Source organism: Streptomyces sp. NPDC001549 (assembly GCF_042894025.1).
Classification (GTDB): Bacteria; Actinomycetota; Actinomycetes; order Streptomycetales; family Streptomycetaceae; genus Streptomyces; species Streptomyces kutzneri.
Map to the genome: position 1 here is coordinate 315909 of NZ_JBIAVJ010000004.1, position 21066 is coordinate 336974.

General features: G+C 72.5%; 24 protein-coding genes. 12 read left to right on the forward strand and 12 right to left on the reverse strand.

Features of this window, described 5'->3' with window-relative positions:
• Positions 1–60 precede the first annotated feature (60 nt).
• The 5 genes from ACFY04_RS09295 (at position 61) to ACFY04_RS09315 (ending at position 4596) form a co-directional block, all read left to right on the forward strand.
• The gene (locus ACFY04_RS09295; protein WP_389115244.1) at positions 61–570 is read left to right on the forward strand and encodes a hypothetical protein; all 510 of its coding nucleotides are present in this window, start codon (positions 61–63) and stop codon (positions 568–570) included.
• A 236-nt stretch (positions 571–806) separates the two neighbouring features.
• The gene (locus ACFY04_RS09300; protein WP_389115245.1) at positions 807–1127 is read left to right on the forward strand and encodes a hypothetical protein; all 321 of its coding nucleotides are present in this window, start codon (positions 807–809) and stop codon (positions 1125–1127) included.
• Positions 1128–1298: 171 nt separating this feature from the next.
• Positions 1299–1955: a helix-turn-helix domain-containing protein gene (locus ACFY04_RS09305; protein ID WP_389115246.1), complete on the forward strand. Its 657-nt coding sequence runs from the start codon at positions 1299–1301 to the stop codon at positions 1953–1955.
• Positions 1952–3310, forward strand: a complete 1359-nt coding sequence (locus ACFY04_RS09310; RefSeq protein ID WP_389115248.1) for an MFS transporter — start codon at positions 1952–1954, stop codon at positions 3308–3310. The genes ACFY04_RS09305 and ACFY04_RS09310 overlap by 4 nt, the downstream gene beginning before the upstream one ends.
• Positions 3311–3636: 326 nt before the next feature.
• The gene (locus ACFY04_RS09315; protein WP_389115249.1) at positions 3637–4596 is read left to right on the forward strand and encodes a nucleoside hydrolase; all 960 of its coding nucleotides are present in this window, start codon (positions 3637–3639) and stop codon (positions 4594–4596) included.
• A 22-nt stretch (positions 4597–4618) separates the two neighbouring features.
• On the opposite strand, the gene ACFY04_RS09320 is transcribed toward ACFY04_RS09315, so the two are convergent.
• Positions 4619–6121, reverse strand: a complete 1503-nt coding sequence (locus ACFY04_RS09320; RefSeq protein ID WP_389115250.1) for a hypothetical protein — start codon at positions 6119–6121, stop codon at positions 4619–4621.
• 133 nt (positions 6122–6254) lie between these two features.
• On the reverse strand, positions 6255–6668 hold the full coding sequence (locus tag ACFY04_RS09325; protein ID WP_389115252.1) for a hypothetical protein: 414 nt from the start codon (positions 6666–6668) through the stop codon (positions 6255–6257).
• On the opposite strand from ACFY04_RS09325, the gene ACFY04_RS09330 reads away from it, so the two are divergent.
• On the forward strand, positions 6658–7431 hold the full coding sequence (locus ACFY04_RS09330) for an SDR family NAD(P)-dependent oxidoreductase (protein WP_389115253.1): 774 nt from the start codon (positions 6658–6660) through the stop codon (positions 7429–7431). The two genes, ACFY04_RS09325 and ACFY04_RS09330, sit on opposite strands and share 11 nt — an antisense overlap.
• 27 nt (positions 7432–7458) lie before the next feature.
• The gene (locus ACFY04_RS09335) at positions 7459–7827 is read left to right on the forward strand and encodes a MerR family transcriptional regulator (RefSeq protein ID WP_389115255.1); all 369 of its coding nucleotides are present in this window, start codon (positions 7459–7461) and stop codon (positions 7825–7827) included.
• Between the two features lie 308 nt (positions 7828–8135).
• On the opposite strand, the gene ACFY04_RS09340 is transcribed toward ACFY04_RS09335, so the two are convergent.
• Entirely contained in the window at positions 8136–8741 is a 606-nt protein-coding gene (locus ACFY04_RS09340; RefSeq protein ID WP_389115256.1) for a hypothetical protein, read from the reverse strand.
• Between the two features lie 104 nt (positions 8742–8845).
• On the reverse strand, positions 8846–9217 hold the full coding sequence (locus tag ACFY04_RS09345; RefSeq protein WP_389115257.1) for a DUF5763 domain-containing protein: 372 nt from the start codon (positions 9215–9217) through the stop codon (positions 8846–8848).
• A gap of 260 nt (positions 9218–9477) precedes the next feature.
• Between ACFY04_RS09345 and ACFY04_RS09350 the strand changes: the two genes are divergently transcribed.
• Both ACFY04_RS09350 and ACFY04_RS09355 read left to right on the forward strand, forming a co-directional pair.
• Positions 9478–9735, forward strand: a complete 258-nt coding sequence (locus ACFY04_RS09350; RefSeq protein ID WP_389115258.1) for a hypothetical protein — start codon at positions 9478–9480, stop codon at positions 9733–9735.
• Positions 9736–9965: 230 nt separating this feature from the next.
• Positions 9966–11630 carry a HEAT repeat domain-containing protein gene (locus tag ACFY04_RS09355; RefSeq protein WP_389115259.1) on the forward strand — a complete coding sequence of 555 codons (1665 nt, stop codon included), beginning with the start codon at positions 9966–9968 and terminating at the stop codon, positions 11628–11630.
• Positions 11631–11736: 106 nt separating this feature from the next.
• On the opposite strand, the gene ACFY04_RS09360 is transcribed toward ACFY04_RS09355, so the two are convergent.
• Complete coding sequence (locus ACFY04_RS09360) at positions 11737–12069, reverse strand: hypothetical protein (protein ID WP_389115260.1); 333 nt, start codon at positions 12067–12069, stop codon at positions 11737–11739.
• A gap of 216 nt (positions 12070–12285) precedes the next feature.
• On the opposite strand from ACFY04_RS09360, the gene ACFY04_RS09365 reads away from it, so the two are divergent.
• Complete coding sequence (locus tag ACFY04_RS09365; protein WP_389115262.1) at positions 12286–13071, forward strand: helix-turn-helix domain-containing protein; 786 nt, start codon at positions 12286–12288, stop codon at positions 13069–13071.
• On the opposite strand, the gene ACFY04_RS09370 is transcribed toward ACFY04_RS09365, so the two are convergent.
• Together ACFY04_RS09370 and ACFY04_RS09375 are read right to left on the reverse strand one after the other, a co-directional pair.
• Positions 13018–13773, reverse strand: coding sequence for a class I SAM-dependent methyltransferase (locus ACFY04_RS09370; protein WP_389115263.1), 756 nt, complete (start codon positions 13771–13773; stop codon positions 13018–13020). The two genes, ACFY04_RS09365 and ACFY04_RS09370, sit on opposite strands and share 54 nt — an antisense overlap.
• Before the next feature lie 152 nt (positions 13774–13925).
• On the reverse strand, positions 13926–14588 hold the full coding sequence (locus tag ACFY04_RS09375) for a deoxynucleoside kinase (RefSeq protein WP_389115264.1): 663 nt from the start codon (positions 14586–14588) through the stop codon (positions 13926–13928).
• Between the two features lie 437 nt (positions 14589–15025).
• Here ACFY04_RS09375 and ACFY04_RS09380 point away from each other — a divergent pair, with 437 nt between their 5' ends.
• Together ACFY04_RS09380 and ACFY04_RS09385 are read left to right on the forward strand one after the other, a co-directional pair.
• Positions 15026–15484 (forward strand): GNAT family N-acetyltransferase, encoded by a 459-nt coding sequence (locus ACFY04_RS09380; RefSeq protein ID WP_389115266.1) that lies wholly within the window; start codon positions 15026–15028, stop codon positions 15482–15484.
• A 184-nt stretch (positions 15485–15668) separates the two neighbouring features.
• Positions 15669–16412, forward strand: coding sequence for a hypothetical protein (locus ACFY04_RS09385; RefSeq protein ID WP_389115268.1), 744 nt, complete (start codon positions 15669–15671; stop codon positions 16410–16412).
• On the opposite strand, the gene ACFY04_RS09390 is transcribed toward ACFY04_RS09385, so the two are convergent.
• From ACFY04_RS09390 to ACFY04_RS09410, 5 genes are all read right to left on the reverse strand, one after another.
• On the reverse strand, positions 16306–17214 hold the full coding sequence (locus ACFY04_RS09390; protein WP_389115269.1) for an immunity 49 family protein: 909 nt from the start codon (positions 17212–17214) through the stop codon (positions 16306–16308). The genes ACFY04_RS09385 and ACFY04_RS09390 overlap by 107 nt on opposite strands.
• 174 nt (positions 17215–17388) lie before the next feature.
• A complete protein-coding gene (locus tag ACFY04_RS09395; RefSeq protein WP_389115271.1) occupies positions 17389–17823 on the reverse strand; it encodes a hypothetical protein in 435 nt (144 codons plus the stop codon).
• A 48-nt stretch (positions 17824–17871) separates the two neighbouring features.
• Positions 17872–19698: a serine/threonine-protein kinase gene (locus tag ACFY04_RS09400; RefSeq protein ID WP_389115273.1), complete on the reverse strand. Its 1827-nt coding sequence runs from the start codon at positions 19696–19698 to the stop codon at positions 17872–17874.
• Positions 19699–19900: 202 nt separating this feature from the next.
• Positions 19901–20152 carry an EF-hand domain-containing protein gene (locus ACFY04_RS09405; RefSeq protein WP_389115274.1) on the reverse strand — a complete coding sequence of 84 codons (252 nt, stop codon included), beginning with the start codon at positions 20150–20152 and terminating at the stop codon, positions 19901–19903.
• 120 nt (positions 20153–20272) lie between these two features.
• A complete protein-coding gene (locus ACFY04_RS09410) occupies positions 20273–20824 on the reverse strand; it encodes a rhodanese-like domain-containing protein (protein ID WP_389115276.1) in 552 nt (183 codons plus the stop codon).
• Between the last annotated feature and the right edge of the window lie 242 nt (positions 20825–21066).

The window sequence follows — 21066 nt, forward strand, 5'->3', positions numbered from 1 at the left end:
CCGGATGAGCTCTGGCGAGGGCGCGGGATGGGTTACCGGCGACACAAGAGAAGAGCCCGCATGGACTCCCGCAGCCCGCGGCTTCGGCGCAAGCTGGCACGTATCCCCTGCACGCCCGAGCGAAGCCACTCCTTCGGCGAGGAGCGGCACGAATTCCGTCTCGGCCCCTGCCTGCCCGAAGCTCGGGCGGACGCCTTCGAAGCCGAGCATGACCTGGAACTTCCACCGCTTACCGAGACTTCCTCATGCAGCGTCGTCCCCTACAGTGCGGAAGCCATGACGGCACTTTCCTCCTTCACCTTCGTGCGCCACATCGACGGGCTCCGCCACCACTTCGAGCGCGACGGCGAGCGCAACGGTCGCCCCGCCTTCCGCCGGACGGACGGGAGGGTGTGGTGTTTCTGGTCGCCGTCCGACGGCTGGCATTGCGAGATCGACGACGGCCTCGTCACCGCCCATCCCCTCGACGGCCGCGCCGACGAACACGAACCCCCGGCCACCGTCTGGCGCAGCTTCAAGAACGACCGCTCCTACCTCTATGACCTCCGGACCCTCGACCCCGAAGCCTGATCCGCCGGACAGCGCCGGATGCCTTGCTGCGCGGCGCGTTCCGGGAGCGTCGACGCGAAGCGCGCGGGGGTCCGCCGGCCGAGGGGCTGGACATTCCGCGCGGCCCGGCCGTCGACGCCCTGGTGGCTGCGCCGTACGGATGGACTCGGGCCGTACGGCGGCCGGTACGGGGCCTTGCCGCGCAGGGCGGCCTACCTTCGCACTGCTCGACCACCCCTCCACGAAAGGCAGTACTCGTGCGATCGATCCGTTGCGCCCTGACCGCTCTCGCCGCCGGTGGCATCCTCCTGGCGGGCGCGTCCGCCGCCTCCGCCGACGACTTCACCGTCTACGCACCGGTCAGCAACACGTACTCGATCGTCTTCGGTGACCTGAACCAGGTGGCCGGGGATGACGTCTTCAACGCCGGCCACGACAACACGGTCGGCTCCCACAACGGCACGGCGCCGGCCGGTGACGTCGGCATGGCGGCCGTACCCGGGACCCAGATCCTGAGCAACGAGGCCCTGATGCAGCGTGCCGCCGGTCAGTGGACGGGCAACATCATCGGCAAGTAGCGTCCCGCGAAACCCGCACGGACCAGGGTGAGGGGGCCGCCACCTCCCAGGCGGGGTGGCGGCCCCTTCTCGTCCGCCGGGGCTTCTGCGACTGCGGTCGAGCAGTCATTTTCCCAAAGAAGTTCTGCAAAAATACTTTTGGAAAGCTTTCGAGGGCTCTAGCCTCCCTGCATGGTCAGCGAAGAACAGAGACGCGTACTCGACCCTGAGCGGGACGCCGCAGCCCTGAAAGCCCTCACGCACCCGTTGCGCATCCGGCTGCTCGGGCTGCTGCGGCAGGACGGCCCGGCCACCGCGAGTGAGCTCGGGGTCAGGACCGGGGAGTCGTCCGCTTCCACCAGCTACCACCTGCGCGTCCTGGCGAAGTACGCGTTCGTCGCCGAGGCCGAGCACCGAGACGGCCGGGAGCGGCGCTGGCAGGCGGTGCATTCCGTGACCGCCTGGAGCAACAAGTCGATGGAATCCTCCCCGGGCAGCCGCGCCTTGCTCAGCCTGTCTCGCAGGGCCCAGATCGAGCACCTGGAGGCTTCTCTCGTCCGGCACGAGGCCGATATCGCCGACGGACGGCTGCCGCAGGAGTGGGTGGAGCCCTCCGGGATCAGCGACTTGATGCCCCGTCTGACGCCCGAATCGCTCACCGAACTCCGGGACGTATTCGCCCGGAAACTCGGGGAACTGACCGCCCGTGATGCAGGGGATCCTCGCGCGGCGCAGGTGGTACTCCTCACGGCAGGGCTGCCCCTCGCGCCACGCGACCCCGCCGCAGAGCCGCACCACTCGGGCCCGACGGCGACGGCGACGGCAACGGCCGCCGAGAACGCGTCATGACCGGACCGCTGGACATACCCACCGCACGCCGCCGCTACATCACGGTCTGCGCGCTCTTCTGGCTGCCGCTGGGCCTGAGCCTCGCCCCCCTGATCCTGCTGCTCACCGAGCGCGGCATGACCACGGCGACGATCGCGGGCTTGTTCGCCGCGCACTCGCTGACGGCCGCAGCACTGGAACTGCCCACCGGAGGACTGGCCGACGTCCTGGGACGCCGCGCCGTCCTCATGGCCGCCGGCCTGCTGAACCTCACCGCCCTGGTCCTCGTGGGCCTGGGCTCCGCTCCCTGGCTGCTCGGCCTGGGCATGGTGCTGATGGGTGCGGGCCGCGCCCTGTCCAGCGGGCCGGCCGAAGCCTGGTACGTCGACACCGTCCACGCGGACTCCGGGCCCGGCGCCGATCTGCGCCCCGGCCTGGCCGGCGGCTCCTCCGCGACCTCCGCCGCGCTCGCCGCGGGAACCCTGCTCGGCGGCGCCCTTCCCTGGCTGCTCGGAGCCGGCCCGGACCTCGGCGCCCGGCTGCGCGAGGCCTCCTCCGGGCTGGTACTGCCCCTGTCCGTCCCGCTGTTGCTGGGCGCGGCGGTCGAGATCGCCTTCGTGCTGTACGTCCTGACCGCTCTGCCCGAGCCGCCCCGGCCGGCGGCCGCCCTGCGCGACGTACTCCGAGGCGTCCCGGCCACCGTCGTGGGCGGACTGCGTCTGGGCGGTCGGGACACGCCGGTCCGCCGGGTGTTCCTCAGCGCGGGTGCGGCCGGCAGCGCGCTGGTCACGATCGAACTGCTCATGCCGGGCCGCGCTGCGGCCGTGACCGGCGCGTCGGAGTCGGGGGCGGTGCTCTTCGCCGTACTGGCCTGTGCCGGTTTCATCTGCTCCGGCTTCGGCAGCCATCTCGCTCCGCCGGCCGCCCGACTGACGGGCAGCGGCGAGCGCGCGGTCATGGTGAGCCTCGGCGCCGGCGCGAGCGGGCTGCTTCTGCTCGGGGCCACCGCGGCGTCGACCGGAGCGGGCGCCCTGGTGCTCTCGGTCACCGGCTACGGCCTGCTCTACCTCGGACTCGGCGCGGCGGGACCGAATCAGAACGACATCCTGCACCGCCGGGTCACCAGTGCGGGCCGGGCCACTGTGCTGTCCGTCCAGTCCCTCACCCTGCAACTGGTGGGAGCACTCACCGGCCTGCTCGTCGGGGTCCTCCGGCCAGGCCCGGTGCCCTGGCTGCTGGGAGGCACCGTACTGCTGGCGGGATCCCTCCTGTGGGTTCGCCGCAGTGGCCTCACATCGTCGGCTCCGGAGGCAACGCCTCAGCCACCCGCAGCCTCTCCCTCCGCGCCCGAAGAACCTGCCTGCTCCGAGATCTGACCACCTCAGGCCGGTCCGAGGGTGCGGGGGGGTGTCCCGCTCGCCGTCCGATGGGCCCCTGTCACGGTTCGATCTGCCGGGCCACGGCCTGCGTCCAGCGGTCGCCCTGACCCGCCGGACGGACCGGACGGACGGGGACGGATGTGTTCCGTCCGGAGGGCTGGGCACGCTGCCCGTTCCGTCCGCCCTCGTCCTACGGGTGAGCCCGATGAGCCCGCCCCCTGACGCGGCCGACCGACTGCGCGCGCGTCCGGGCGAGGCGGTGTGGTCAGGGCATCGGCCCGGCGGCACACTGGAGCTCCACGCCCCGCAGCGCCAGGAGTGACGTGCCCGTCCCGATCATCATCGACTGCGATCCCGGCCATGACGACGCCCTCGCGATCATGCTGGCCGCCGGGGACCCGGCGGTGGACCTGCTGGCCGTCACCACGGTCGCGGGCAACCAGACCCTCGACAAGACCACGCTCAACGCCCGCCGGGTCTGCACGGTCGCCGGGATCACGGACGTCCCCGTCGCGGCCGGTTGCGACCGGCCGCTCGTCCAGCCGCTCGGCGTGGCCGCCGACGTGCACGGGGTCAGCGGACTGGACGGACCGGTGTTCCCGCCTCCCACGGTGGACGTGGTCCCGGAGCACGCCGTGGACCTCATCCACCGGCTGCTGGCCGAGCATCCCGAGCCCGTCACCCTCGTCCCGACCGCACCGCTGACCAACATCGCCCTGCTGCTGACGCGGTACCCGCAGGACGCCTCCCGCATCCGCGAGATCGTCCTGATGGGCGGTTCGACGATGCGCGGCAACCGGACCCCGGCCGCCGAGTTCAACATCCTCACCGACCCGGAGGCCGCCGACATCGTCTTCCGCTCGGGGGCGCCGGTCACCATGTGCGGGCTCAACGTCACGCACCAAGCACTGGCCACCCCCGAAGTGGTGGCCCGCTTCGTGGCCCTGGGCACGCCCCTCGGGCGGACCTGCGCGGAGCTGCTGACCTATTTCGGGTCCACGTACCGCGAGCTGTGGGGGTTCCCCAGCCCACCCCTGCACGACCCGGTGGCGGTGGCCCGGGTCATCGACCCCGGGCTGGTGCACTGCGTGGACGCCCATGTCGCCGTGGAGTTGCACGGCCGGTACACGCGCGGCGCCACGGTGGTGGACCTGCACCGCTCCACGGGCAACCCGGACAACGCGCGCGTGGCCGTGACCCTGGAGACCGGCCGGTTCTGGGACCGCATGGTCGCCGCCGTCGCGGCTCTCGGCGCACCCGCCCACGGGCCGGCGTCCTCCTGACCGCCCCTCGCCGTCGTGCCGGTCAGCGCGGCAGGCCCGCGGAGTCCAGCAAGGCGTGCAGCCGTACGGCCGTCAGCCCTGGGTTGGCCGCCGCTCCTTCGGCCGTTGCCGGGTCCTGGAGCAGGGTCTCCAGGGTGTCCCGGGAGAAGAGCGGGTTGGCTGCGGCCGCCCGCCGGACGTGCTCGTCCGGGTCCGTCAGCAGCTCCACGGGGGCCCGCCCGGCCGGGTCGGCGGCCGCCAGCGCCCGTACCTCCGGGTCCTCGTGCCCGAGCAGGTGGGCCAGACCGGTCCGCGGCAACCGGGACTGCATGATCAGGTGGGGGCGTTGCCGGGGGCGGGCGACGAAGGCCGCGAGGACGATCGCGGCCGGGGCCAGGGGGTGCCACGAGGCCAGCCGGTGACGTACCTCCTCGTCCGGGTCCTCCGCCAGCCGTGACACCAGATCGGCGGGCAGCGTGGCGCATCTGGCGGCCGCCCGGCGCAGCATCACCTCCCCGGAAACCGCGCACGCCCGGTACCAGTCCAGGTCCGGCTCCTCGTACGGTTCCAGGATCAGGCAGTTGCAGTCGTACGCGTCCTCGCTCATCTCGTGGTCGACGGCCTGGCACTGTGCCCGGGTGCGGGGGAGCGGCTGTACCCGGGCCCGGGTACGCACCCGCTCGTCGGGGTCCTCGGCGAGCTCCGCCCACAGCACGGCATCGAGGTCGGCCCGTCCGGCGACGCGTTCGCGGACCCCGGGGTCGACGTCACGGGCGAGCCGGGCCAAGACGTCGCGAGACGTGTACGGGTTGCCGGCGACGGACCACCGGCACTCAGGATCGGCCATGCACGCCTCGACGACGGCATCCGACAGTGCGTAGTTGACGAGGATCATCCACCGGTGGTGGCAGCTCTCTTCCGGGAGTTCCGCCTCCATGGCCGCGGGGTCCTCCGTCCGCGCGCTGCGCTCGGCGGACGCCCGGACGTCCGGGTGGGGGTCGGTCAGCAGGGCCTTTCGCTGCTCGGAGGTGAGCCAGGACCACGGCTGCGACGCGAAGATCCGCAGTGCGGGGTGTTCGTGCCCGAGCATCCTGTGCCGGAAGGAAGGGGGTATCTGGTACGAGGCCACGAGCTCTTGCGCGATCTCGTCGGCCGTGAGCAGCCCAGGTTCGCCGCCGTCCTCGGCGGTCAGCAGGGAGACGAGGGCGTCGTCGGGCAGCGGTCGGGGCCGGCGTGGGAGCGGGCGCGGGTAGGGTCCTGAGGCGACTTGCGCGCGCACGAAGTCGTGGGGGTCCTCGACCAGACGGGCGCGCTGGGCCGGTGGGACGTGGGGGTTGCGGGCGAAGGACCGGCGTACCTTGGCCTCCGGGTGCGCGACCGCTGCGTCCATGACCTCCTGGGGAAGACAGCGCTTCTCGCACAGGATCCGGCGAGCGTCCCCGGCGGCCGGGTCCAGCAGTCGCAGCAGGACGCCGGCCGGGGCTCCCGTGTTGGCCGCGACCCCGCGCAACCACAGATCGGTCGGTGCAGAGGGCGAATTGGGCATCCGGCCATCATGTCAGCTGCCGTGGGGCGGTGGCCGACCGGCAGCTGCCGGCGGCCTTCGGGTTCGTGCCCGGCATGGACTGCCGGCCCGACCCCGGCCCGACCCTGCCCGGCAGGAGCCGGCGGCTGCCGCGTCAGCGCGCGGGGGCGATCCGCAGGTCGATCCGGTCGGCGACACCCGCACGCTCCCAGTACGGCCGACCGATCGCGGCCCGCTCCTCGCTGACGTCGCAGGCGAGCAGGCGGCCGCCGTCGGCCAGGCCGCGGGCGATGCAGAGGGCCGAGTAGCCGGTGAAGACGCCGACCTCGACCGCGAAGCGGGCGCCGGTCAGCCGGGTCGGCATCGTGAGCAGGGCGCCCTCGTCGGAGGAGATCTGCATGTGCGCGGCGTCGGCGTCGGCCTCGCGGGTGGCCGCGGCCAGCTCGCCGAGAATGCCGTCGGCCGGTGCGTGGTGGCTGAGCAGGTAATCACCGACGACGGGATGCGTGGGCTGTCGACCGGCGGTTTGACCTTGCCACTGGCGGCAAGGTCGAACGATGACCGGCATGGACAACAACGCCGAACGGCAGCACCACAGGATCGTCGTCGTCACCGGAGCCGGCACCGGGATCGGCCGGGCCACCGCTCGCGCCTTCGCAGCCGAGGGCGCCCACGTGATCGCGGTCGGACGTCGGGCCGAACCGCTCAGCGAGACCGCCGAGGCCGACCGGGCCCGTATCACCCCGCTGGCCGCCGACATCACGGCCGAGGGCGAGCCCGAGCGGATCGTCCGGCGGGTGCTGGAGACGCACGGCCGGTTGGACGTGCTCGTCAACAACGCGGGCATCGTACGCAGCGGCGCCCTCGGCTCACTCACGCCCGAAATGATCGCGCCTCAGATCGCCACCAACCTGGTCGCGCCCATCCTGCTGGCGCAAGCCGCACTGCCCGCCCTGGAGACCACCGGGGGCCTGATCGTCAACGTCAGCACCTCGGTGGGCCAGCGGGCCTGGCCGGGCAGTTCGGTCTTTGCCGCGACCAAGGCCGCTCTGGAACTGCTGACCCGGAGCTGGGCGGTTGAGCTGGCACCCCGGGGGATCCGGGTGGTGGCGGTCGCGCCCGGCGCGGTCGACACCCCGATCGGCGAACATCAGGGCCTGGCACCGGAGCAGATCGCGGCGGTCCGCACATGGCAGCTGGCGCACACCCCGATGGGCCGGATCGGGCGCCCGGAGGAGGTCGCCTGGGCGATCACCCGGCTGGCCGAGCCTGGCGCGTCGTTCGTCACCGGAGTGGTACTCCCGGTCGACGGCGGGGCCGTGGTGGCGTGATAGGAGTGGCCACCGGAGGTGGCAGAGGTGCGGATAGGCGAATTGGCGAAGGCGACCGCGACGACGGCCCGTGCGTTGCGGCACTACGAACAGGCGGGGCTGATCTCCTCGGAGCGGGCAGCCAACGGCTACCGGGTCTACGACGAACGGGCGGCTGTGCGCGTCAGCAACATCCGCTACCTGCTGGCCGCTGGGCTCACGCTGGACGACGTGCGGGTGTTCGCCCCGTGTTTGGACGGAAACGTGGCGGCGGCGCCCTCGGTCACGGGTCTCCGAGTCGCGATGGAGCGGCTCGCGGTCCTCGACGAACGCATCGCTGCCCAGACCGAGGCCCGCGACCGACTGGCCGCGGCGCTGCGGCAGGCAACCGCTGACCTCGTCCGGCCGGTGGCCTGACGGATCGGAACGTCACGCACTTCGCCGACAGCCGACAGCTCCGTCGACCACCTGGATCCCCGGTCACCGGCCCGGCGCGGCCCGGCCCAGCCGGGTGTCGCTTCACCGTTCACGGTCCCGGCGCTGCGCAGCGCTGTGCAGCGCAGCGCTGCGTACGGAGACCTGGACATCCCGCCAGGTGGTGGCCTCCGCCTCTTCGCCGGGTGTGACGAGGTGCGACAGGTCGCCATTCGAATGGAGGTTGAACGGCCGATCGGCGGGAGCCGGAACGGGGCCTTCAACCGCACCTGGAAGACGTCCGTACCGGGTCAGAAGGGAGGTCGCCAGCCACCCCGGTGCGTCGTGTGGCCGGGCGGGGGCCAGGATCCCGTTTCACCTGGACGGGACCACAGCCGGCCCACCCATTCGCACTCCGGGACCGCGCCTTCCCAGTCGTCGGTGCACCGGTCGGCCCAGTCCCGGCCCACCATGACCGGCCGGGTCACCACGCGGCCGGCGACCTCCTGGACCCGCACCACCAGACCGAGCCCGTTGGCTCCAGGATTCCCCCGCGGACCGTAGGACAGGTCGAGCACCCCGCAGTCGTAGGCGTGCCCCAGGAACCGTTCGAGGTCGGCTGGGGCGCAGGCGGTCAACTCACGCCCCCAGAGCGACACCTGGGGCCCACGGACGGCGTCGGACGCGACGCAGAACAACCGGCCGCCGACGAAGTAGGCGTACACGGCAGGCTCCGCCTGCCCCGTGCCGAACGCCACACCGAGAGTCTCCCGAAACGAGGGGTCGGCCTGGAACCGGCGCAGCGCTGTCATGCCCGGCAGCGCTGCGGCGACCTCGGTGATACGCATGCCGAACCGCAGTGGCCCGACGCCCTCCAGGGGCATCAGCTCCCAGTCCAACCGCGACGGCCGTCTCACGGCATCACCCCGGCATCACAAGGAGCTCGAGATCGTTCTCGGAACTCCCGTCGGACGCGACGAGGACGATGGCCTGTGCCGGGTCATGGCCAAGGGCCATGCGTTCAGCCGAGGTTGATGGTGCGGGCCACGAACGCCGGCGACAGCCGAGTCCCGCCCAGTTCTCCGGCAGTCACGGCTCCGGGAGGGGAGCAGTACTCCTCGACCGCGGGCTCCTCGACCGCGAAGAGGAGCTCGGCAGCGGCCAGTTCATAGAGCGTGACCAGCTTCATGGCCGCCTCGACGGAAGCCTGCTGCTGTCCCTCGTGCAGGGGGCACGGACCGCCACCCGTCGCCATCACGCACGGCTTGCCCTTGGCGTTCAGCACCCGGCACCGCACCACCGGATCATGCGTGTGGCACAAACCCGACGGTCGCGCCTCGACCCGGCACCGTTCGCCCTTCTTCGTCGCCGCACGGCACTGATTCGCGATCATGACCGCCAAGGCTACTCGGCGCGCGCCGTCTCCTCACCAAGGGCCCCGGTCTGCGGTCCACGGTCCCCTTCGGCGGCGGCCACCGGCTTGGCCCACGTCGGCTCGCCGGCCGGGGAGCGGGGGCGCGGTGCCGCGGACCTGGGCCGGTGAGGTGAACCTGTACGTCGGATGGCGGCGGGGCGGGTGGCAGCAGTGGCAGTCCGCCGGGGCGGACCCGACGCTCGTTTCCGGGGGCGAGTACGAGGAAGGGGCAGCAGTCCATGCAACACGCCAAAGAAGAGGGCGTCGCCGAGCGCCCGATCGGTACGGTGAACCAGCATCGGAGCCGAGCCCGACACCTGCGGACCGCGATCAGGCGGACCAACCTGCTCCCGGCGTTCCTGGTGCTCACGGTCATGATGGTGGCCCTGTGGCTGACGGGTATGCCGTTCCTCCAGGCCCTGACGATCTCCACCGCAGTGAAGATCGCGATGGTTCTGCTCGAACTCCGCCGGCTGCCCGGCCCTGTCGACAACTGACGCGCGAGGCCAGCCCTGCCACAGCCAGCCAGCCAGCCCGCCGGCCGCGCCGCCTCATTCGGCCCGGAACTGCCAATCCCCGTGCCGTTCGGGCCGGTTCAGTACACGGGCGGTTCCGGCCCCGAAGACCCGACGGATCCGCCGGCCTGAGGAGGTGCCTGGCCGCACCTTCTCCCGCAGTGGCAGGATCCCCGGACAGGGGACGGACGCGCGGGAGCGAGGCGGGGGACATGTGGGAGGCGCTGGACGCAGTGGACTGGCGGGCGCTGGAGGCGGTGGGACCCGACCATCCGGCCACCGACGTACCGAAGGTGCTGCGCCGGATCGCCCGGGCGGACGCCGCCACCGGGCCGGAGGCCGTGGGGCGGGCGTACGCCGACCTGCAGGACCTCCTGCTGACCCCGGGGCGGTTCACCGGCGTGGGCACGGCCGCCCTGCCGTTCCTGGTGGATCTCGCCCTCGACCCGGAAACGGTCGTACGGCCGGACCTGGTCGATCTGCTGACGTACCTGGCCTGCGACGGTGAGGACGGGGGCGGGGGCGGGGAGGCCGACTCCGCGCCGGCGGCGGCCTGGAGGCGGCAGTGGCCCCGCATCCGCAGGCTGCTCGACGACGGGGATCCCGTGGTGCGGCGGACCGCGCTGCGGCTGATCGCCGACCGGACCGGGCCCCTGCTGGAGCGGTGGCACGAGGAGACGGACCTCTCGGTCCAAGTGGCCCTGTTGCCGGCGCTGGGCCGGGCCGCGGCCGACGAGGACCCCACGGAGTCGACGGGCGCCGAGGTACGGGCCGTGCTGGACGGACTCCGCCACGGCGGGAATCCGGTGCTGCGGGTGGCGGCCGTGATCGCCTCAGCACCTCTGGATCCGCGGGCGGCGCTGCGTGCCCACCCCATGCTGCTGGAGATCCTCGCCGATCCGGTGCTCGCCCCGGAGTTCGGGAGGGTCTGGTACACCCTGGACCGCGAAATCCCGTACGAGCGCAAGGACGTCGCGGCCTGGGTCGTGGAACTGCTGGAGCTCGACATGACGGTGGCGACCTCGTTCGTCGCCGCACTGGCCGAGACCGGGAGCCGGATCGGCGATGCGGAGCTGCGCCGGTGCGCGCTGGACGAGGCGTGGCGACTGCTGTTGGCCCGGCCCTCCGTGGGAGCGGCCGTGCTGCCGCTGGCGGCCGGGCTGCTGGCCGACCCGGACGACGACGTGCGCTACCAGGCCGCGCATCTGATGGCGGTGCTCGGCCACAGGGCGGCACCGCACGCCGACCGGCTCGCGGCACTCCTCCACGACCCCGGGGAATCGACGTTCTTCGACGGCACCATCGGTGACCACGCGCGGTGGGCCCTGACCCGGATCGGGGACCCTCGCGCACTGCCCGAGCTGGTCGAGCGGCTCGTCGCGCCCTACCGGGACGTGCAGGGCCACGGCTTCTTCCCGGGTGAACCGCGGCAGCCGGACGTCGCCGACGTCCTCCGGCCGCTGCGCGCACACGCCGGAGTGCTTCTGCCCGCGGTACGGGAAGCCCTTCGGGACGAGGTCACCCGCGCGGGGTGGCTCGTCAAGGACCTACGCAAGGTGCTCCACGCGTGGGGGGAGGATCCGCTGCTGCCCGGCGAGCCCACGCCGTACCCGCAGCCCTGGGAACCGCCGTTGCCGGAACCGGCGCAGGCAGAGGCCACGGTGCCGGCATTCGCCGCCGACGGGCAGTGGCACTGGACGTTCACCACTGCCCTCGACGCGCTCACGCACCACGCAACCCTCACCCCACCGGTCCGGGAAGCACTCACGGCACTGAGGGCCGAGGACCGCCGATTCTCGGAGTACGGCGACTACCGGGCGGTCCTCCAGGACGAGGAGATCCGTGCACGGATCGACGGGTTGCTCGCGCTGCCGTAGTGCCGCGGACTCCCGGCACGCGCACGCGCACGCGCACGGGACGGGTCTCGGCCGGGGTCCGGACCGGTCGGACCCTGTGCATCCTTCGGGCAGCCGGAGCCGGATCCTAGGCGGACCTGCGGCGCAGAGCCCGGCGGACCACGTACAGGACGACGAGCAGCACGATGACGACGACCACGACGATCAAGAGCGTCTTGAACAGCCCGCTCTTCTTCTTGCTCTTCTTGCTCTTCTTGCCCCCGGTGGTGGCCCGGACCTGGGAAGACATCGGCGCGTGGAGACCGGTTGCCACGCCGGCTCCGGCGAGGAGACCACTCTGCGGGAGCGCCGCGGCGGCAGGAGCCTGCCGGGCCACCGGAGCGGCCGCCGAGGCGGTCGCCGCAGGGCCCAGGAGCAGCCCTGCGAGCACGAAGAGCGGGATGAGTGCCGCTGCGGCCATCGGGCGCTTCTTCGGATTGCTGTTCGTTGTCACTGTTTCCCCTGTTCTCCCCTGCCCCGGCCGGGCCCGGTGGGATCCGGAAGGCCGTGGCTTGGATGCATCGTCGACGAGTTCGACCGCCCCGGCAAGGACTTGGAGGCGGTGGGTGCGCTCACCCCGTACGTGCGCCCGTCAGCGGACCCCGGGCGAGGGCTCGGACTCTGGCAGTCTGGGCGCATGGGGACGGGCGATGGTCAGGGGCCGGGTGTGGGGCGGGAGTTGGGGCCGGGGTTCGGCGTGGGGGAGGGGTACGCGTGGTACCGGGGGGTGTCACCCGGAGGGTCCGTTCACCGGCACGCTGCCTTCCAGCTCGTCCTGGCGCCCCGGGGCGAGGCGGCGCTCGCCGGGGCGGACGGCGGGGTCGTGCGGGGAGCGGCGCTGCTCGTCCCGCCCATGACCGCGCACCGGATGCTGTCGGCGGGGGATCTGCTCACCATCTTCGTGGAGCCGCATTCGGCCTTGGCCGACCGGTTGCGGGGGCGGTGCGGTTCCGGCTCGGGGATCGTGGCGGTGCCCGAGCTGCACCGGCTCGACGAGGCCGAACTCGGTCGGGCGGCGGCCCTGCCCTCGGCCGGGCTGGACCCGCGGCTGCTCGCAGCGTCGGCCCTGCTGGAGGGGCCGGAGGGGCCGGAGGAGCGGGTCCCGATGGACCTGGTCGCGGCCCGGGTGGGTCTGTCGCCGCAGCGGCTGCGGGCCCTGGCCCGGCAGCAGCTGGGCATGCCGCTGGCGCGGCGGCGTATCTGGCTGAAGCTGCGCCGGAGCGCGGAGGCTCTGGGAGAGGGGCGCAGCCCGGCCGAGGCCGCAGCCGCCGGAGGCTTCGCCGATCAGGCCCACCTCACCCGCCGGATGCGGGAGATGATCGGGATGACTCCGGCGGCCGTGCTGCGGGTGATGCAGGTGCTGCCGTCCTCAGCCGCCGGCGCGCCGGGCGACGTACACCGAAATGGATCCGGTGACGGTTGAGACGACCTCGGCCTCGCGGACCCGGTCGAAACCGGCCTCGGTGATGAGGGAGGGCAGGATGCCGTCGGCGTTGGGCTGGGTGTCGGCCCGGCCGTCGGCGAGCTGGACGACGCGGAACGCGGTGCGCATCAGGCGGGTGCGCTGGAGGCCGTAGTCGGCCAGGACCAGCCTGCCGCCGGGCCGCAGCACGGTGTGCAGGGCGGCCAGGATCGCCCGTTTCATCGGGAGGGGGCACTGGTGGAGGACGAGGCTGGAGACGGCGGTGTCCGCGCTGCCCGCCCCGAGTGTGTCCGCCAGTTCGTCGCCCATGCCCCGGCGCCAGTCGACGGCTGCGCCCGCGGCCCGGGCCTTGCGGCGGGCGACGGTCAGGATGCGGGGGTCCGGGTCGATGCCGATGATGTGGGCGGCGGGTTCGATGCTGTGCAGGAGCAGGGCCTGGGAGCCGGTGCCGCAGCCGACGTCGACGATCACGTCTTCCGGGCGCGGAGCCACGTGCACGGCCAGCAGGCCGCGCCAGAGCCGCTCGCGCACCAGGGCCGCCACGGGGTCGTAGAGGCTGGTGGGGGCAAAGCGGCCCGCGGCGGGTGTGAACGTCCGGGCCGGGTGCGCGGTGTCGCGGGGCCGGGACCCGGAGGGCACGGCGGGTGCGAGGGGCACGGCGGGCTGACGGTGAGGACCGGGGGTTTCGCTGGGCAGGGTCATGACGGCAGTCTCCGGCGCCCGGACGGCACGGGTCTTGTACGAACCGCTCGCCCCGGGGCCCGCCACCCGGGGCCGTCGGCGGGCCTGCGCCCGGACGGTGACGTGCCCGTCCGGGCGCAGGCCCTCCGGGGATGCGCGGTGAACCGGGAAACTCAGACCCGGTGCGCGACCGCCGCCAGGGTGTCCTTGACCTCCCGCACCACGCGGGCCGCGTCCTCGGGGTTGTTCACCACGTCCGTGCGGCTCATGTCGATGACGAGGACCTCGCTGGCCGAGTAGTGCTTGTGCACCCAGTCGTCGTAGCCGGACCACAGCGTCCGGTAGTACTCGACGAGGCTCTCGTCCTGTTCGAAACCGCGGCCCCGCAGCCCGATACGGTGCAGCACCGTCTCGAAGTCCGCCTTGAGGTAGACCATGAGATCGGGCGCCTTGCGGTAGGGCAGGCCGTCGATCTCGCGCATCATCTCGTTGAGCAGCCCCTCGTACACCTGCATCTCGAGGGAGCTGATCCGGCCCAGGTCGTGATTGACCTTGGCGAAGTACCAGTCCTCGTAGATGGACCGGTCGAGGACGTTGTCCCCCTGCTTGTACGCCTCCTTGATCGAGGCGAACCGGGTCTGCAGGAAGTAGAGCTGCAGCAGGAAGGGGTAGCGCTTCGCCTGGATCTCTTCGGGGCTCGCCGTGTAGAAGAGCGGAAGGATCGGATTGTCTTCCACGCTCTCGTAGAAGACGTCGCTGCCCAGCTCCTTGGCGAGCAGCTCGGCCACACTCGTCTTGCCGATGCCGATCATGCCTCCGACGCAGATCACTGGCATACCTCACTTCTCCCTGGGGGTCTTCTGTTCGTGGGCGGGTGGGCTGTGCGCCCCACACCACTGAGACGCACGCCGGCGGTCACGCGATTCCCCGGGATCTTCATGATCAGCGTCATGTGGTCGCCGTCCGGACCAGGGCCCTGACTCAGGCTGCTCTCCTCGACCGGTCGGCCTGACCGTTCCGCAGCCGCCGCGCAGAGCGACGAGCCGCAGCCCGACGGCCGCCCTGAAGCTTAAATGATGATCAGCTTCCTGTCGGCCAGGGCGCCGGTACGTCATCGCGGTCCGGTCCGGACCGACTGCGGGCACCGGGGGCACTGCGGGCACCGGGGGCACCGGGGCCTGGGCCTGGTGCGCCGAGCCGGCTCACCGACCGGGGTGTCGCCGGGGAACGCGAGCACGGGCAGGAGGCCCTGGCCAGTCCGCCCGAGGCCGCCGTGAACAGCAGCTGCGTGGACGTGGACCGCCGCGACACGCACCACGCGTTCATGGTCCGGCTGAACGGCGAGCCCGTCGCACTCTTCCAGACGTACGAGCCCACCGAGGACCGGGTCAGCGACTGCTATGCGGTGCGGGAGGGCGACATCGGCGTCCATCTGATGCTGGCCCCGGTGACCGGCCGGCCCCGGCCCGGGTTCAGCAGGACCCTGATCGGGTCGCTCATCCGGTTCACCTTCCGCGACCCGGCCGTCTTGCGCGCGGTGGCCGAGCCCGACGCCTCCAACGCCAAGGCGCTCGCCCTGCTGAACCGGCTCGGCTTCGTCCGGCAGGGCGAGATCACCCTCCCGGAGATCGACCTGCCCGAGGTGTACCTCCCGGAGAAGCGGGCCGTGCTCGCGTTCCTCGACCGCCCCGCCGTACTCCCGGCCGCCGTGGCGGCCGTCCGCCACGCCTGACGGCTGTCCCGTACGTGATCTGCATGCTTCCGCGCGGGGCCAGCCGTCGTGTGGCCTCCGGCGGGGGCGAGCTGCCACAGCGTCAAGTTCGTGCGCCAGCAGGCCGTCACCGGCCTCTGAGGGGCCGGTGACGCCGCCCCGAACCCAGCCGCCCGGGGAGTTCCGTACCTGGGACCATGAACGCATGTCCGAGGAACCGAGCCTGATGTCCGGCCTGTGGCCGCGTGTGCCGTCCGGAGCCACCGACTGGCTGCTGGAGCTGTGCGGCGACGGCATCACAGGGTTCATGCCTCCGGCCATGCCCGACGCGGCGTGGGTGCTCAACGCCATGTACGAGCAAGAGCAGGGGCCGGAGGACGTGTCGTACCACGAGGACCGCCAGGCACGTCTCGCCGAGGGGAGCACCCTGCCCCACATCGTCGCAGGCATCGACCTCGACGCCGTGGGCGTCACCACGGGAGGAGGGCTGGGCCGCGCCCGGCACCCGGGCTCCGGCTGGCGACGGCTGCGCTGGGCCGAGCTCGCCCGGCGAACCGGCGACCCGGCCGTGCCCGACGGCCTGATGCCCTCCCACCGTTGCTTTCCCTCGGCCAAGAAGGAGGGCAGCTGGCCGCTGGGCATGATCCCGCCGACCGAGGGGAGCCTGGACCGTGAGACCTGGAACCGGCTGATCGCCTCGGCATCGGGCTTGGCTACCCCGCGCAGCCGACCACCGCCGAGTTCGCCGGACGGCCCTTCGCGGCCGGCGACGAGTTCCGCCGCGCCTACGCGGCCTGGGACGCGCTGCGAGGAGCTGTACGACGCACAGGAGGCGGGCGCCCCTACTGGCTCGGGACGCGCAGCAGGCCCGTCGGCAGGTAACCGGAGCGCACGTTCAGCTCCCAGCCGTGTGCCTGTACGGCGAGGGCCGCCAGGGCGATGGCGGTGACCGGAAGCAGCGTCCGCGGCGCGGCATCCGGACCGGAGCCGTCGCGGTGTTCCAGGAGACGGCTGGTCAGGGCTCGTTCGAACGCGGGCTGGTCGTCGTCGAGGAGTACGCGCAGCAGTCGCTGGTCGGGGGTCGGTGTGCACGCATCGTCGAGCCGCGCGGCGGCCGCGGCGCGCTCCTCCGCGTCCGGTTTGCGCAGGGGCGGCACCCCGGACGCGACCCAAGGTGACCGCGCCGTCTCCACCAGGTGGATGTAGGCGCAGAGCGCGTCCATCTCGGCCAGCTCGGCCGGGCCGGAGACCGAGCTCAGGGACGAATACGGCAGTCCGGAGTGGAACATCGGAGCGTAGTCCGTCTTCAGCACAGGACCGATCATCCGGGCCGGCTCCCAGAGCAGTCCGGTGATCACGCTCAGCGCGAAGGTGTCCACCCAGACCTGCGCCGTGGGTGCCTGGTCGACCGTGTCGCCGAAGGCGAAGTCCTCGCTGCTGAGCTCCTCGTCGATAAGGGGGAAGAAGACCTCGTAGTCCCCGTTGGGGCAAGTTCCGAGCGTCAGAACGCCGAGCGCGCACTCCGCCGCTGTCCGCAGGGCCAGCCGGGCGGGCGCGCTTTCGAGGTGCGGATCCTGGTGGGCGAGGGCGCCGACGTGGTCGAGGAGCTCGTCGCCCGTCTCCTGGACTCCCTTGATGGACAGGCTGTCGTAGCGCAGGCTGTGCCAGCGGCCGAAGGTCCGCCCCCCGATGTCCTCCAGGGCGCGACTCGTCCGGTCCTCGCCGATCTCGTGACGCGCTATTTCCCGCATGGTTGCCGTCCTCCCCGCCGGACAAGGCCGGCAGGGATCCTGCCGCCCTCGTCGCCGATCTTCAAGCGGCCATCTTCTCCGATACGGCGGCCTGTTGCCCACGGCCGGGGTCGCGTGCCGCACCGAAGCAACCTCACGTCCTCCTCGGCACCATCCGGCCGCGGACGTGAGCTCCTACGCGACCCAGCAGTAGACGCCCTGGTCCTGACGACGGGCATCCCTGACGAGCGCCGCCAGGTCGCCCACGATCCGGTCGGCGATCTCCGTGTCGATGATCTCGCCGTCCTCCGCTCGGAGCCGGACCCACGAGGCAGCGAGGTCGCGCAGCCCGGACAGTTCGGCGTCCGCGAGCGCGGTGGACAGGCCGGGCGAGATGGCGAAGACGACACATCCGCCGTTGTCCTGGCCGGCGACGATACGCGGCTCGCCGGCTTCGACGAGTTCCCCGAACCCGGCGCCGGTAAGAAGGCATTCCCACTCGACGACGGCCTCCTCGGGGTCGAAATCGCCGAAGGAGAGCGACTCGCATGCCCGTCCCGGGCCGGTCTGCAGGACCAGAGCTGCCGTGGTGTCGTCCGGTGCCACGAAGAACGTGACGATGATGCTCACCCGGGCATCATGCCTGACCGGCCGAACCCGTGATCGACCGGACGAGCCCTAGTTCTTCGCTGCGGCCTCGGCATTGCGCCAGACCGTCAGGTCGACGGTGATGAACCTGGTCTCTTCCTTCACGCCCGACCTGCCGCGGAAGGTCGCCAGCGTGATGTGGCCGGCCTTGCTCAGCACGCAGACCTGCGAACCGTCCGTGAGCTGGTCGAGGCCGATCTTCTCGGTGAAGCGGGTCACGGCGCGGCAGGTCTCCAGGGAGCCCTTCTCGGAGTTGTTCAGCAGGACGAGCTTGCCGTTCGCGGTACCGAACTTCTCGTCCCCGAACAGGGTGTCCCGGTAGTAGAAGAGGTCCGCGTGCCCGTAGAACACCCCGGCGCCGGTCGGCTCTTCGGCCGGGCGCGGCGGGTTGTCGGCGAACATCAACTGGTGGTTCTGGGGCACTTCGATGCCCTGGTACGAGACCGGCTGCGGGTCGGGCCGCTGCTGCGCGGCACCCGAAGAGGCACTCCCGCCGCCGGACGCCTTGTCGCCGCCGCCCTTGACGGAGCCGTCAGGCAGCAGGGACCCGAGGACCACGAGCCCGATGACCGCCGCCGCGACCGCACCGATGACGATCAGCCCCGTCCGCTTGGGGCGCGGCGGAGCGGGCGGACCGGGAACGAAGCCCTGGGTGTGGAACGGCGGCGGCGTGCTGTGGCCCGGGGCGTACGCGGGCTGCGCGTACGGGGGGTGCTGCGGCTGCAACTGCGGGTACGAAGGCTGCGGGTACGGGGGCGGCGTCCGGTATCCCGGCGGCACGGCCCCCGGAGCCCCCGGCGCCGGAGCTGTCCGTGTCGGCGCGGCGGCGGCCACCTCGGTCGGCGCGTACCCGGGCGCGGCGGGTACCGCCGGAGCCGGGGACTGCGGCGCCGAGACCTCGGTCGGAGTCGGCGCCGGAGTCGGAGTCGGCGCCGGAGTCGGTGCCGGGGCGGGCAGCCGTAGCCGCTCGGTGATGGAACCGGCGACGGCCCGCGGCAGCCAGTCCTCGCCCTGGCGCAGCGGGGCCTCCGAGGCCGCGTTGCACAGCTCGATGATCTCGGTCAGGGTCGGCCGGTCGGCCGGGTCGCGGCTGAGGCAGCGGGTCACCACCGGCCGCAGCTCCTCGGGCAGCGCGCTGAGGTCGGGGTCCTCGTGCACGATCCGGTAGAGCACCGCGTGCGAAGGCCCGTCGCCGAAGACGGACGCCCCGATCGCGGTGAAGGCCGCGATCTGCCCGAGCGCGAAGACGTCGGTGGCCGGGGTGACCGTTCCGGCCGAGGCCTGTTCGGGCGCCATGAACGCCGGGGTGCCGACGCTGACGCCGGTACTCGTCAGGGCGGTGGAGTCGGCGGCCCGGGCGATGCCGAAGTCGATGACGCGCGGGCCGTCGGAGGCGAGCAGCACGTTGGCGGGCTTCAGGTCCCGGTGGACGATGCCCGCGCCGTGGATGACGTGCAGCGCCTCGGCGACCCCGACGGTCAGCAGCAGCACGCTGCGCACCGGCAGAGCGCCGTGCCGGGCCACGGCGTGGGCGAGCGAGGGGCCCGGTACGTAGGCCGTGGCCAGCCAGGGCTGGGCGCCCTCGGTGTCCGAGTCGATGACCGGTGCGGTGTAGAGGCCCTGGACCCGCTCCGCGGCCCGCACCTCCTGCTGGAAGCGCCGCCGGAACTCGGGGTCCTCGCTGAACTCGGGCCGGATCACCTTGATGGCGATGGGCCGGCCGCCCGGCGTGTAGGAGAGGTAGACCTTGCCCATGCCGCCCGAGCCCAGCACGGCCGCCAGGCGGTAGCCGCCCACGACGGCCGGGTCGTCCGCCTTGAGCGGCTGGAAGAAATCGGCGGAAGGTGCGCTGCCCATGGGGACCCATCTCTGATTGCGGCGATCCAGCACCTGACGGCGCCCCGAAGTCAACCGAGAGCGTACCCAATGCCCGGAGGCCCCGCACCGGACCGGCCCCGTCCCGGACCGCCGGACCGCCCCGGACCGTCGTGCCGACTCCGGGAGTTGGCGGCTCAGGCCTCGGTCGTCGAACGGCGGAGGCCTTCTCGGCGGTCCGCCGCTACCAGCCGAAGCGCCGATTGACCACGGCCGCGAACTCCTCGAACGTCAGCACGCGGTCGCCGTTCTGGTCGGCCGCGTCGAAGAGCGCCGAGGAGTCGTCGGTGTCCCCGACGCCCCAGAGGGGGATGGCCCCCTGCGCCGCGAGGGTCGGACCCTTGGAGCGCAGGGCACCGATGACCTCGGCGCGGGTCAGTGTGCCGTCCTGGTCGAGGTCGAGGGCGTCGAACAGGCGCCGGGCCTTCTCACTCATCACGTGGTCCTCTCAGCGGTACACACACCGCCCCGCGGGCGGCGCGTCCTGTACGTGAGGACGTCACGGGGCACTGCGGGGTTGCCCCGCCGGAGTCGGTTTCGGCGGGGCCGGGCGTGCTCACGGATGGCTCCCGGCCCCCCGGCGGTTGAAGGGCAGCCTGCCGAGTACGAGTGCCATCCCGCAGGTGTCGGTGAGCGCGGAGAAGACCAGGCCGCCCCCGATCGCCGCGGACAGCAGCGCGAGGGCGGGGTGCAGGAGCAGCCCGAGGGCCAGGCCGAGCAGTACGGAGACGCCCGCTGTGAAGCGGACCTGGCGTTCCATCGCCCAGACGGCCCGCTTGCCGGAGCCGTCGGGATACTGAAGGACGTGGCCCTCGGCGGTCCAGGCCTGGGTGCCGCCCGTGAGGCTCGACGCGGGGATGCCGCGGGAGGCCAGGGTTCCGGCGGCGTTCTCCGAACGGGCACCGGAGGCGCACACCACGAGCAGGGGCCTGCTTTCGGCGGCCCGCCGCAGCTCCGGCAGGCTCCGTGTGAGCCGGTGGAGGGGGACGTTGACGGCGTCCGGCAGGTGGCCGGACGCGAACTCGCCCGGAGTCCGGACGTCGACGACGGTCAGCTCGGACAGTCGTGGATGCGCCTGGCCGACGTCGAGGAGGGTGGGAACACTCATGGCGGACCTGGTCCTTGGCAGAGGGGGGAGAAGGGCTCAGCGGTGTGCGGACACGGGGTTCGGCGCGGCGGGCGACGCCGTTGCCATGCCGGGGATGTTAGGTGCCGAGGGACGGCCCGGCCAGGGGCCGGCGAGCCCTGCCACGGGACCGCCACACGCCGGCAACAAACGGCGCCGGCAGGCCGCAGCCCGGTCGGCGCCACACCCACACCCGCACCCGCGTCCACACCCGCACCCGCGTC

Excerpts from the sequence above, each read along its gene's own strand:
- ACFY04_RS09295 (WP_389115244.1), top strand. The coding sequence starts at position 61 with ATGGACTCCCGCAGCCCGCGGCTTCGGCGCAAGCTGGCACGTATCCCC.
- ACFY04_RS09305 (WP_389115246.1), top strand. The coding sequence starts at position 1,299 with ATGGTCAGCGAAGAACAGAGACGCGTACTCGACCCTGAGCGGGACGCC.
- ACFY04_RS09310 (WP_389115248.1), top strand. The coding sequence starts at position 1,952 with ATGACCGGACCGCTGGACATACCCACCGCACGCCGCCGCTACATCACG.
- ACFY04_RS09320 (WP_389115250.1), bottom strand. The coding sequence starts at position 6,121 with ATGCCCAATTCGCCCTCTGCACCGACCGATCTGTGGTTGCGCGGGGTC.
- ACFY04_RS09330 (WP_389115253.1), top strand. The coding sequence starts at position 6,658 with ATGACCGGCATGGACAACAACGCCGAACGGCAGCACCACAGGATCGTC.
- ACFY04_RS09325 (WP_389115252.1), bottom strand. The coding sequence starts at position 6,668 with ATGCCGGTCATCGTTCGACCTTGCCGCCAGTGGCAAGGTCAAACCGCC.
- ACFY04_RS09345 (WP_389115257.1), bottom strand. The coding sequence starts at position 9,217 with ATGATCGCGAATCAGTGCCGTGCGGCGACGAAGAAGGGCGAACGGTGC.
- ACFY04_RS09350 (WP_389115258.1), top strand. The coding sequence starts at position 9,478 with ATGCAACACGCCAAAGAAGAGGGCGTCGCCGAGCGCCCGATCGGTACG.
- ACFY04_RS09355 (WP_389115259.1), top strand. The coding sequence starts at position 9,966 with ATGTGGGAGGCGCTGGACGCAGTGGACTGGCGGGCGCTGGAGGCGGTG.
- ACFY04_RS09360 (WP_389115260.1), bottom strand. The coding sequence starts at position 12,069 with ATGGCCGCAGCGGCACTCATCCCGCTCTTCGTGCTCGCAGGGCTGCTC.
- ACFY04_RS09365 (WP_389115262.1), top strand. The coding sequence starts at position 12,286 with ATGGGGACGGGCGATGGTCAGGGGCCGGGTGTGGGGCGGGAGTTGGGG.
- ACFY04_RS09370 (WP_389115263.1), bottom strand. The coding sequence starts at position 13,773 with ATGACCCTGCCCAGCGAAACCCCCGGTCCTCACCGTCAGCCCGCCGTG.
- ACFY04_RS09375 (WP_389115264.1), bottom strand. The coding sequence starts at position 14,588 with ATGCCAGTGATCTGCGTCGGAGGCATGATCGGCATCGGCAAGACGAGT.
- ACFY04_RS09385 (WP_389115268.1), top strand. The coding sequence starts at position 15,669 with ATGTCCGAGGAACCGAGCCTGATGTCCGGCCTGTGGCCGCGTGTGCCG.
- ACFY04_RS09390 (WP_389115269.1), bottom strand. The coding sequence starts at position 17,214 with ATGCGGGAAATAGCGCGTCACGAGATCGGCGAGGACCGGACGAGTCGC.
- ACFY04_RS09400 (WP_389115273.1), bottom strand. The coding sequence starts at position 19,698 with ATGGGCAGCGCACCTTCCGCCGATTTCTTCCAGCCGCTCAAGGCGGAC.
- ACFY04_RS09405 (WP_389115274.1), bottom strand. The coding sequence starts at position 20,152 with ATGAGTGAGAAGGCCCGGCGCCTGTTCGACGCCCTCGACCTCGACCAG.
- ACFY04_RS09410 (WP_389115276.1), bottom strand. The coding sequence starts at position 20,824 with ATGAGTGTTCCCACCCTCCTCGACGTCGGCCAGGCGCATCCACGACTG.